The organism is Hymenobacter terricola (assembly GCF_017921975.2).
Taxonomy (GTDB): Bacteria; Bacteroidota; Bacteroidia; order Cytophagales; family Hymenobacteraceae; genus Hymenobacter; species Hymenobacter terricola.
Genome location: NZ_JAGEMO020000153.1, coordinates 1 through 10,343 on the forward strand (window position 1 = coordinate 1; position 10,343 = coordinate 10,343).

At 62.5% G+C, this 10,343-nt stretch carries 11 protein-coding genes; 3 read left to right on the forward strand and 8 right to left on the reverse strand.

Annotation, left to right across the window (positions count from 1 at the left end):
• Window positions 1-18: 18 nt before the first annotated feature.
• The 3 genes from J4G38_RS29330 (at window position 19) to J4G38_RS27720 (ending at window position 2,696) form a co-directional block, all read left to right on the forward strand.
• The gene (locus J4G38_RS29330) at window positions 19-177 is read left to right on the forward strand and encodes a transposase (RefSeq protein WP_226163232.1); all 159 of its coding nucleotides are present in this window, start codon (window positions 19-21) and stop codon (window positions 175-177) included.
• A gap of 894 nt (window positions 178-1,071) precedes the next feature.
• Complete coding sequence (locus J4G38_RS27715) at window positions 1,072-1,887, forward strand: DUF1223 domain-containing protein (RefSeq protein WP_210522148.1); 816 nt, start codon at window positions 1,072-1,074, stop codon at window positions 1,885-1,887.
• Window positions 1,888-1,982: 95 nt separating this feature from the next.
• Window positions 1,983-2,696 carry a DUF1345 domain-containing protein gene (locus J4G38_RS27720; protein ID WP_210522147.1) on the forward strand — a complete coding sequence of 238 codons (714 nt, stop codon included), beginning with the start codon at window positions 1,983-1,985 and terminating at the stop codon, window positions 2,694-2,696.
• 438 nt (window positions 2,697-3,134) lie between these two features.
• Here the strand turns inward: J4G38_RS27720 and J4G38_RS27725 are convergent, their stop codons facing one another.
• From J4G38_RS27725 to J4G38_RS27760, 8 genes are all read right to left on the reverse strand, one after another.
• Entirely contained in the window at window positions 3,135-3,773 is a 639-nt protein-coding gene (locus tag J4G38_RS27725; protein WP_210522146.1) for an MOSC domain-containing protein, read from the reverse strand.
• A 47-nt stretch (window positions 3,774-3,820) separates the two neighbouring features.
• Complete coding sequence (locus J4G38_RS27730) at window positions 3,821-4,030, reverse strand: molybdopterin-dependent oxidoreductase (RefSeq protein ID WP_210522145.1); 210 nt, start codon at window positions 4,028-4,030, stop codon at window positions 3,821-3,823.
• Entirely contained in the window at window positions 3,991-4,368 is a 378-nt protein-coding gene (locus J4G38_RS27735; RefSeq protein WP_210522144.1) for a hypothetical protein, read from the reverse strand. The genes J4G38_RS27730 and J4G38_RS27735 overlap by 40 nt, the downstream gene beginning before the upstream one ends.
• Before the next feature lie 172 nt (window positions 4,369-4,540).
• Window positions 4,541-5,008: a hypothetical protein gene (locus tag J4G38_RS27740; protein ID WP_210522143.1), complete on the reverse strand. Its 468-nt coding sequence runs from the start codon at window positions 5,006-5,008 to the stop codon at window positions 4,541-4,543.
• A 225-nt stretch (window positions 5,009-5,233) separates the two neighbouring features.
• Entirely contained in the window at window positions 5,234-5,701 is a 468-nt protein-coding gene (locus tag J4G38_RS27745; protein WP_226164045.1) for a hypothetical protein, read from the reverse strand.
• A 293-nt stretch (window positions 5,702-5,994) separates the two neighbouring features.
• Window positions 5,995-7,407 (reverse strand): pyridoxal phosphate-dependent decarboxylase family protein, encoded by a 1,413-nt coding sequence (locus J4G38_RS27750; RefSeq protein ID WP_210522142.1) that lies wholly within the window; start codon window positions 7,405-7,407, stop codon window positions 5,995-5,997.
• 360 nt (window positions 7,408-7,767) lie between these two features.
• Complete coding sequence (locus J4G38_RS27755; RefSeq protein WP_210522141.1) at window positions 7,768-8,058, reverse strand: hypothetical protein; 291 nt, start codon at window positions 8,056-8,058, stop codon at window positions 7,768-7,770.
• A gap of 134 nt (window positions 8,059-8,192) precedes the next feature.
• Window positions 8,193-10,037: a cytochrome c oxidase subunit I gene (locus J4G38_RS27760; protein WP_210522140.1), complete on the reverse strand. Its 1,845-nt coding sequence runs from the start codon at window positions 10,035-10,037 to the stop codon at window positions 8,193-8,195.
• Window positions 10,038-10,343: the final 306 nt, after the last annotated feature.

Consider the following 10,343-nt stretch of genomic DNA (forward strand, 5'->3'; position numbering starts at 1 on the left):
AAAAAAAATCGGACGCAAGTGATTGAGCACAACGAAGAAGTCTACAAAAATCGTAACCAAATCGAACGCTGCTTCAACCGCCTCAAGCGGTTTCGGGGCCTCGCTTCACGCTACGAAAAGAACGCCAGCACCTTTCTGGCAATGGTCACCCTCGGAGCCATCCTGATGTGGCTTTAATTGTTTACACGTCCTAGCATTTGATACAGTAATCGCACAGTAACGGACTGCAGGCTTGGGGCCGGGCTACCGGCTTGGCTGGTGCAGTCCGAGAGCGAGGCGCGGGTGGTACTGGCCGTCACCACCCCGCGCGGCACGCTACCCGACCAAGAGGTGGTCAAGCAGTGGCGGACAGAAGGAAGACGTATATTTCTTCTGTTATGGCAACCTGAACAAGCGGGACTGAGGTGGTCTGGTTAAGCTGGACAGAACAGGGTGGTATCTTTCCTTCGTCATGAAAGACACACCAAAACCCGACAAACGCCGCAAATTGCCCCATTTTCTACCCCGTTCACCCCCCGAGGCCGGCCGCAAATACCAACAAATTCGGCCCGGAACAAGCTCATTAACTGGGCATTTAGGCGCGATGTCATTATAGTTTCTTGGTTCTTGCGGATATTATCAGGTTTAGCGAATCGGTGATTTAATTAAGCCGACAGGCTATTTCGCATCTTGTAAACGGTCGTCTACAACACCTAAAACCACAGACTCAAAAGCCGCTTTCTGAGCCTTAACAGGCTATGTTCTCTGTTTTTCGAGAGCCCCCAGCAGTAATTGATTACTCTTCGCAGTAGAGATTCTTCCCTGCGTATACGCCAGATGGGCAGGACGTTCTTGCCAGCGGCTGACGACTTTCCAACCCGCTGCCCTGTAAGGCGGGCCGGCCACGGGCGTCGAATACAGCGGGGCTGCGTGCCGGATGCGCGGCCCCGCTATTCCTCGCCGCCATGGAAACATCCGCCTCCATCCCGCAAATATTGCCCCGCCGTGAAAGGCCCGCCCCTCCCCCGCGTCCATCGCCTTAGAAGCCAGGTGGTTTTCCCCACAACATTTTCACTGTTAAGTATTTTCCTTATGAAACGCGTTGCCTTTGCCCTCCTGCCTTTTCTCACGGCCGCCTCGGCCGCCGTCCTCATCAGCGCCCGCATGGCCGGCCTGCCCATGACGCCGAACGCCGATATGCCCAGTGCTGGCAACGTGCCGGTGGTGGTCGAACTGTTCACTTCCGAAGGCTGCTCCTCCTGCCCCTCGGCCGATGCCGCGCTGCGGGAGCTGGAAACCAGCCAGTCGGTGCCCGGCGTCGAAGTCATTGCCCTCGGCCAGCACGTCGATTACTGGAACCGCCTGGGCTGGAAAGACCCGTTCTCGTCGGCGCAGTTCACCGAGCGCCAGCGCGAGTACGCCAAGGGCTTCGGCGAAGGCCCTTATACCCCGCAGGCCGTGGTGAACGGCCGCTACGAGTTCGTGGGCAGCCAGCGCACTACCCTGGCCGAAACCGTGCTGAAAGCCGCTAAGGCCCCCCACGCCACGGTGCACCTGACCCGCGCCGCCAATGGCACCCTGGCCGTGCACGTTGCCGATGTGCCCGCCGGCACCCAGGCCGCCGACGTGCTGCTGGCCCTCACCGAAACCGGCCTCGCTACCCAGGTGGGCCGGGGCGAAAACTCGGGCCGCCTGCTGCGCCACGCCGCCGTGGTGCGCGCCCTGCGCCCCCTGGGCACGGTAGCGGCCGACGGCACCTTCGCCGCCACCGCCCCGCTGAGCCTGGATGGCCAGTGGAAAACCGCGAACCTGCGCGCCGTGGTGCTGGTGCAGGAGCACGCTTCGCGTCATATCGTGGGCGTGGCCAGCCTGGCCCTGGCCAGCCAGGGCGTCACGGCCAGCAATTGATTGAGTTAAAAATTGAGAATTAAAAGTTAAAATTCGACCCACCTGGATTTTAACTCTCAACTCTTACCTTTTCCCCGATTGACCCTCTTCGAGCCATGCCCGCATCACCGACCTTGAACCCAGCCCGCGCCGCCCATCGCTCGCTCGCCTTCCGCACGCTGCGGCGGGCGGGCAGCTGGCCCGTGGGCCGGCGCTTTGGCACGGCGCTGGTGCTGGGCGCGGCCGGCTGCTGGCTGGCCCCGCTGGAACTGTCGGTGGCCGGGCGGGCGGTGGTGGGCTGGGATGCCTTCGCCCTGGCCTCGCTGGCCATGATATGGTGCGTGCTGGCCACCGCCGATGCCGGCCACACCCGCGCCGTGGCCGCCCGCGAGTCGCCGGGCCGGGTGGTGGCCTTTGTGTTTGTGCCGGTGGCCGTGGCCTGTAGCCTCTCGGCCGTGCTGCTGCTGCTGCGCACGGGCATGATGCCCACCCTGCCGCCCATCATGCGGGCCTTACACGTGGCCCTGGCCATCGGGGGCGTGGCTTCGGCCTGGCTGCTGCTGCACACGGTGTTCACGTTGCGCTACGCCCACCTCTACTACGCCGACGGCACGGGCGGCGGCCTGGATTTTCCGGCCGGCTCGGCCCGCCCCAACTACCTCGATTTTGCCTACTTCGGCTTCAGCATCGGCATGACGGCCCAGACCTCGGATGTGAGCATCAGCGGCTCGGCCCTGCGCCACACGGCGCTGCTGCACGGGCTGATTTCCTTCGTCTTCAACACGGCCGTAGTAGCCGTCAGCATCAGCGGCCTGGTCGGGGTGCTGTGAGGCGAGCGCACGGCATTGGGTGGGTTAGGAATCTGCATGCTGATGATTAACAGGTCCCCTGTCACCATCCTAACTTTAAGCGCCATTTCTTAGGCGACCATTACACCGCCCGTTTACAGGTGTCCCGTGGCGATGACGCGGTTTGGCAATGCGAATAGAATACTATGGGTGTTATAAAACAAAGAGGGCAAAACCTCCAGGTGCGTGGTCAAATGGCCCGGCCGCTTGTGATAAGGCACACATGCAACGTAAGAGGATGGCACATCGATAGCCTTACACGCCCCTTAAGACTGTCGAAATGCAGGGGCGAAAACGAACGGTTAGGCTATCGCTCACACTGTTGCAGCAGGCATTCTCGCTTAACAAATTGTTAAGCGAGAATGCCAAGCACTTTTGCGTCTGAATCGGAGGTTTTCCCGCTTTGTTTAACAACACCCATTACCGGCCGAACAAATGCCGCTTGAGCCCCTCCGGCAGGTGCGGCAGGGCGACGGCCTGGGTTCGCAGGTCGGCGTCGGCGGGGGTAGGCTGGGTGAGCAGCAGCCGGGCCACCACTGGGATAGTAAGGTCGGTAGCGGCGGCTTCGAGCAGCTCGAAGGCATCGCCGGCCCGCACTATGCCCGGTTCCAGCACCCGGAAGTAGATGCCCGGCCGGTTGAGCTGGGCAAAACGGTGGACCATGCCGGGGTCGTCGAAGCGCAGGTTGAGCTTGTGGCAGGGCTGGCGGGGCTGCACGGCCCGCAGCCGGGCCGTGCCCACCCCGAAGACGTCGCCGATGCGCACCACCGCGTCGGGCAGGCCTTCGGTGGTCAGGTTTTCGCCGAACAGGCCGGGCGTCCAGTCGGTCCAGGCCGGTAGCTCGGCCCGCCAGGCTGCGTAATGCGCCATGTCGTAGGCGTACACGGCCTTGTCGGGGCCGCCGTGCACGCGTAAGTCGGCCTGCTGGTCGCCGGCCAGGTTTAGCGGCGCCAGGGCTACCGAGCCCGTCACCGGCTGTTTAAAAATGGCGGTGGTAATGGCGCGGCCGTGCCATTCGATGGTGCGCGGCAGGCCGACGTTGACGGATAAAAGCTGCATGGCAAAAGAAGCGGGGCGAATAAAAAACAAAGGAAACGGTTGGCGGCTCAGCGCCACCGCCACTCGTCCTCGCGAATGGGGGCGTCGTTGATGCGCTTGATGTGCTTCACGCCGTATTTGAAGGGCGACCCCCGCCGCGGGGGCGCGCCGTGCTCCAGGATCAGGGGCTCGCCGTTCATCTCGTAGCAGAGCAGGGTTTGGGGGTGTAAGGCGCTTTCTATTTCCAGGCCCACGTGGTATTCTTCGTCGGGGGGCATGCCCACGTAGCGGGCCACGCCTTAGGGTGGTTGATGTCGGCAATGGGCTGGCCGGAGACGTAGCCCAGCACCCGCAGGCGCCAGGCCATAGGGCCGGCCGTGATTTTGTGGGCGGCGGGGTCAATTTCCTCGATTTCGAAGCCGGCCACCATAGCGCGGAAGTTGTTCCGGCAGGTCCGCACCACCTGGGCAATGTGCACCAGGAAAAACAGCACGTAGCCGATAGGGAGGGCAAAGTGCAGGATGCGGGCAAATTCGTAGCCGCCCAGCAGAGTGGTCAGCCAGCCGAACCAAGGCGGTACACGTCGTTGGCCCAGTAAATCCGGAGTCCACTTCAAATCATGAGGCTGAGCACGGGGAAATTGACCCAGTGAAACCAGTGGATAGCCAGCGGATGCTTTTCGACAACGACTTTCATAAACCCGATGCAGTGAAAATTTTATCAGGATTCGTGAAAATATATTTGTATTTGGATGCAATGTCAACATTGCCACGCCAGAAACCAATTTCTTAATACCGAACAGCAATGCCTAGCGTGAACTGGCTGCCGGGCGACACGTTGTAGCGGCCCAGCCCGGTGTTCCAGTTGCTGGTGGCCCGCAGCGTGGGCGAAAGCGTGTAGCCCACCCCCACCCCGGCCTGCGAAAACGAGGTGCGGTCGCCGGCGCTGGTTTCGGGAGTGAGAAGCAGGCCGGTGGGCACCATCTGCACGCCGCCCATCAGCCAAAGGTGATGCTCCACCATGTAATTGAACTGCCGACTGCCCGCCTGCCGGGGCAGGTGGCTGGCAACCGGGCTCATGAACATCCAGGGCGTGGCGGGTGCGGCGGCCAGCGTCAGGCGGCGGGCCGGGGCCTCGGCGGCCGGGGTAGCGAGGTCGGTGGAGGCGCAGCACCCGCCGGCCACGGCCGGGCCGGCGGGCAGCAGCATGGCCACGGCAAAAGGAAAAAGGCGGCGGAAAGTGCGGGCGGTACGCATGACGAGGGGCGGGCAAAGGGAACAACCAACGGCCCCACGGCGGGAGCCACAACCCGCCTGACGCCTAACGAGACGCGCCCTTACAAGGGGCTCGCTTTTTTTGACGGTTTTTGAACGAGCAATGGGAAACGCGTTTCTTAAACTCGTATCGCCCTGTAGCGGGCACTTGGGCACCTAGTGCCGCGCTGCTGCTGGTACTGGTTGCGCCTCGATACCAACTCCAAGTCAAGGCTGATGGGCACAGGCGACTTTGCCTAGCACGTATTGATAGCCCTGCCCGGGAGAGGCCAACACCCATTTGCCGCCTTTTTCGACACGGGCACCCTCGCGCCAGCGCAGCGAGTCGCCGGCCAGCGTAAACTCCACCTCATACACCTGCGTCTGGCCTTCGCCCGCCCGCTGCCAGTCGGCCACTATTTTCTGGCCGGCCAGCGTGCCCCGGAGGGGGCCGCGAGCGCGGTCTTTTTCGGCGGGCAGCACGGCCAGCTCGCCTGTTACGGTCGTGCCGCTGATGAGCAGGTGCGCCATCGTGGTGTCGCGCCCTACCACCTGCCGGAAGCACAGCTGCTGCGCTTGAGCCGGCGCGGCCGGCGGCGCAGTGGTGGAAGCAGAATGGTTATCGCAGCCGCTGAGCAGCAGCGCCAGCAGGGCCGTTGCCACGGCCGGGCGGTTTAAGCAATTGGTTGTCATCATGATGTCAATGTTTATATGCTATGGAAAAGCTCTCCGGCAGTAGCTCCGCTCCCGGATGCAGGTGAACTGCGCTGGCGCTGGCAATTGCTTGATTGCCGCGGTGGCGTGTCTGCTTTCGGCTGCTGCGCTCATCTGCCGTTGCGTGAGCGCGAGACCCGAGACTGACCGCAAATCTAAGCCAAGCCACCCGCCACGCGGGGAAGCGCCGGCCGGCCGGATGGCGGAATGCCGGCTTCTACGCGCAAGGCCAAGCTTTTAGCGGATGCCTGTTTTTTGTTTGAAAGCCGATTCGGTTAGGTACCGACCTGCTCAGCAGATTCCCGCACTGCCGCGTGGAGCGCAGCCATCACCCGCGCCACGTCAGGCAGCCCGGTGCGCCAGTTGCTGAAGGCCGCCCGCATCCCGGGCATCCCGGCGTACACCGTGGGGGTCAAAAACGTCTCGCCGGAATCCCGCACCCTCTCCAGAAATTCCCTAATGTGGCGGCCACTCGTGTTGGCCCCCGTCAGGGTGAAGCACACCACGTTCAGGCGCACGGGTGCCAGCAGCCGGAACGCAGACGACGCGTCGAGTAACGCGCCCAGAGCGGCGGCCTGGGCGCAGTTGCGGGCCACAATGTCGGCGATGCCGGCCCGGCCGTAGGCCAGCAGCGAGAGGTACACGGGCAAGGCCCGGAAGCGGCGCGAATTCTCGGGGCCCAGGTGCACGAAATCGGGCCGGTCGCCCAGCGGGCCCAGGTAAGCCGCCGAATTCTTAAACACCTCGGCCTGCAAGGGTTGGTGACGGGTGAAGAGCATGGCCGCGTCGTAGGGCACGTTCAGCCACTTGTGGGCATCAATGGTGATGGAATCGGCCTGCTCCCAGCCCGCTACCCGGTCGGCCAGTTCGGGCACCACGGCCGCGAACCCGCCAAAAGCCGCGTCGACGTGCAGCCAGAACGGGTAGCGTTGCTGAAGGGCCACCAGCGCCCCGAGGTCGTCGAAATCGGTGCTGTTCACGGTCCCGGCGTTGGCGACCACCACGGCCGGTTGGCCGTTCAGTTCGCGCAGCGCGGCTTCCAGTGCCTGGGGGTCGATGGCCTCGCGGCCGGGCAATTGTCCCACGGCCCGCACCTGGGCGCGGCCCAGGCCCAGGATGGCAGCCGCTTTGTAGATGCTGGAATGAGCGGCCCCGCTCAGCAGCGGCAGCGGCGGCAGGCCGAACAGGCCCTGCTGCGCCACGTCGTGCCCCGCCCGCGCGGCGGCCCACTGCCGGGCCACGGCCAGCCCCACCAGGTTTGACTGGGTGGCCCCGGTGACAAACACGCCCGCAAACGCGTCGGGCAGACCAAAGAGCTGGCGCAGCAGGTGCAGGGCGGCCCGCTCAATGGCCGGTGCGACGGAGTAGCCGTCGCTGCTCAGGTTCTGGTCGATGGCGCTCACCAGCCAGTCGGCGGCCAGCGCGGCGGGGGTGCTGCCACCCGTCACGAACCCCAGGAAGCGCGGTCCGGCGCTGGCCCCCAGCTGCGGCGCGTACTCGGCCCAGAACTGACGCAGCGCGGCCTCACCGCCGGCCCCTTCCTCCGGCAAAACAGGGGGTACCAGCTCCGTCGTCGCAAGGGCCACCGACCGGTCGGGGAGCGCGGCGAGGTAGTCGAGGCTTAACTCCCGGGCGGTGGCCAACAGGGCGGGCAGTTGGGCTAAATCAGTGGCAAGTAATGGATGCATGACGAGAAGAAGAGGAAACAGAAAAAGCGTACGCAGCGCGTGCCGCCAGGGGTACTACGCCTTGCGGTTGGCGGGAATGCCAGCCAGCAGCCCCCCGCCAACCGCCCAAATTAAATCGGCTGATGCCCGGCGCCGAACCAGCCGAAATGCTCAATGCGTATTGCGGGGAGTATCTGCCTCACCACGACCAAATTGGTGATACTGGTGATGCCGACGCAGCCCACACCACTGCCAGGTTGTAGGCCTGAAGCCGTGGGCCACCAGGGAAGCGTCCTCAACGCCCCGGCCCCGCACGGCGGCACGTTACCATTGGGAATCTTCAGGCAAGGCAGCGGCCGCTTGTTGCGACCAAAGCTCGTCCTACTCTGCGCCCTGGGCCAGCTGGCCATCGGGGCGTACCTGCCAGGAGCTTAGCCCCACGCCACTGCGGGGCACCAGTGGCCGGCAGAACCGGTACCAGAGTGCCCCGGCCAGCCCCAGGAAGCCATACGGCAGGGCCAGCAGGACCAACAGGCTCCAATTCACGAACGGGGCCTGGGCACTGGCCGCGCCGGCTACCGCATGGTGGCTGCGCAGCCACACCACCAGTGGCCCAAACAGCAGCCCCGCACTGAGCAATACCACTCCTAAAACCCAGTGGGGAGAAACCACAAAACCCGAAGAAAACTGCGCACGACGATTCATTTCTCAAAACATTCGGTTGCCATTAGCACCTAAACGGTGGGGATGAGCCCGGCAAGGGCAGCCTTTTGCCAAGCCGGGTTTGAAGAAAATGGGGCCGGGCCTCATTCTATTGCCGTTTGCTCGTTGTGCAGGTTTGAGCTGAGCGTTTGCGAATGGGGCACATCTTGCGGAATGAAATCTTCTTCCGCCCCCGGCTTGCTATAGTCGTAGGGCCAGCGGTACACCACCGGGATGGCCCCGGGCCAATTGCCGTGGCCGGGCACAATGGGGGTCGTCCATTCCAGGGTAGTCGAGCGCCAGGGGTTCTGGGTAGCGCGGCGGCCCCGCCAGATGGAGTAGAAAAAGTTGAACAAAAAGATGAACTGCGCGGCAAACACCGCCAGCGCCGCAATGCTGATGAAGCGGTTGATGTCGGCAAACTGGGAAAACATGTCAAACCCGGTGAAGGCGTAGTAGCGCCGGGGAAAACCGGCAATGCCCACGTAATGCATCGGAATAAATACCAGGTAGGCTCCCAAAAAGGTTAGCCAGAAATGCACGTACCCCAGCTTCTCGTCCAGCATCCGCCCAAACATCTTCGGGTACCAGTGGTAGACCCCGGCAAACATGCCGAAGAACGCCGACGAGCCCATCACCAGGTGGAAGTGGGCCACCACGAAGTACGTGTTATGCACCTGAATGTCCAGGGATGCGTTGCCGAGCACGATGCCGGTAAGTCCACCCGCGATGAACATCGACACAAAGCCAATTGAAAACAACATGGCCGCCGTGAAGCGAATGTTGCCCCGCCAGATGGTGGCCAGCCAGTTAAACGTTTTCACAGCCGATGGCACGGCAATAATCAGCGTCAGAAACATGAAGACCGAACCCAGAAACGGGTTCATGCCCGTCACAAACATGTGGTGCGCCCACACCACGCAGGCCAACAGCATGATGGCCATCAACGAACCAATCATGGCCCGGTAGCCGAAAATAGGCTTGCGCGCGTTCGTGGCCAGAATTTCCGACACCATGCCCATGGCCGGCATGATAACGATGTAGACTTCGGGGTGACCCAGGAACCAGAACAGGTGCTGAAACAGAATCGGCGACCCGCCCTGGTTGTGCAGGGCCTGCCCGGCAATGTAGATGTCGGACAGGAAGAAGGAGGTGCCAAACGAGCGGTCGAACACCAGGAGCAGCACCGCCGCCAGCAGCACCGGAAAGGCAATGATGCCGAGCACCGCCGTCATGAAAAACGACCAGATGGTGAGCGGCATCTTCGTCAGCGACATGCCCCGGGTGCGCAGGTTGATGATGGTGGTGATGTAGTTGACCCCGCCCAGCAGTTGCGAGGCAATAAAAAACGCCATGCTTACGAGCCACATGGTCTGGCCCAGGCCGGAGCCGGAGATGGCCTGCGGCAGCGCGCTCAGGGGCGGGTAAATGGTCCAGCCCGCCGCTGCCGGTCCAGTTTCCAGGAAAATGGACGCGAACATGATGACGCTCGACAGGAAGAAAAACCAGTACGAAAGCATGTTCATGAAGCCCGAGGCCATGTCGCGGGCCCCGAGCTGCAACGGAATCAGCAGGTTGGAAAAGGTGCCGCTCAGCCCCGCCGTGAGCACAAAAAACACCATGATGGTGCCATGCACCGTCACCAGGGCCAGGTAGAACTCGGGGTCGAGCTTGCCGCCCGTAATCCATTTGCCCAGCAGGGGCCGTAGCCACTCCATCGAAGCCTCGGGCCAGCCCAGTTGCAGGCGAAAGAGGGACGACAGGGACCCGCCCACAATGGCCCATAAAATGCCTGTTATCAGGTATTGCTTGGCAATGGTTTTGTGGTCGGTGCTGAACACATACCGGAACAGCCAGTGCTGGGCGGAATGGTGCGTTGCATCAGAGGCAACTAATTCATTTTCAGAACCCAAATGACCGGGTTGCAGAGTGGAGAGAGGGGGTTCCATAGGACAGGTAAATCACCGCATTAATGATGGGCAAACTTACCGGACCGGGTTGCGGAGGCAAAGTACAAAACGGAGGAATTACCGGCCAAATCAACGCACTTGGCGCCGGAAGGGTGTCGGCCACAAGTGCGTTGATTCAGCCGTGGGCTAGTTGTATAGTCCCAGGGTGAGCTGGGTGGGGTCACGACTGAAGATAGTAGGATTTTTCTGCCACTGGGCGCAGATAAACTCGTGCGGGGTCAGGCCACGCAGGCGTTTGAGGCGTTTGGCGTGATTGTAGGCCAGCAAAAAGGCTTGCAAGTGTTC

Bases quoted from the DNA above. Each gene is read 5' to 3' on its own strand.
- J4G38_RS27715 (WP_210522148.1), top strand. From the start codon at position 1,072: ATGAAACGCGTTGCCTTTGCCCTCCTGCCTTTTCTCACGGCCGCCTCG.
- J4G38_RS27720 (WP_210522147.1), top strand. From the start codon at position 1,983: ATGCCCGCATCACCGACCTTGAACCCAGCCCGCGCCGCCCATCGCTCG.
- J4G38_RS27725 (WP_210522146.1), bottom strand. From the start codon at position 3,773: ATGCAGCTTTTATCCGTCAACGTCGGCCTGCCGCGCACCATCGAATGG.
- J4G38_RS27730 (WP_210522145.1), bottom strand. From the start codon at position 4,030: ATGCCCCCCGACGAAGAATACCACGTGGGCCTGGAAATAGAAAGCGCC.
- J4G38_RS27740 (WP_210522143.1), bottom strand. From the start codon at position 5,008: ATGCGTACCGCCCGCACTTTCCGCCGCCTTTTTCCTTTTGCCGTGGCC.
- J4G38_RS27745 (WP_226164045.1), bottom strand. From the start codon at position 5,701: ATGATGACAACCAATTGCTTAAACCGCCCGGCCGTGGCAACGGCCCTG.
- J4G38_RS27750 (WP_210522142.1), bottom strand. From the start codon at position 7,407: ATGCATCCATTACTTGCCACTGATTTAGCCCAACTGCCCGCCCTGTTG.
- J4G38_RS27760 (WP_210522140.1), bottom strand. From the start codon at position 10,037: ATGGAACCCCCTCTCTCCACTCTGCAACCCGGTCATTTGGGTTCTGAA.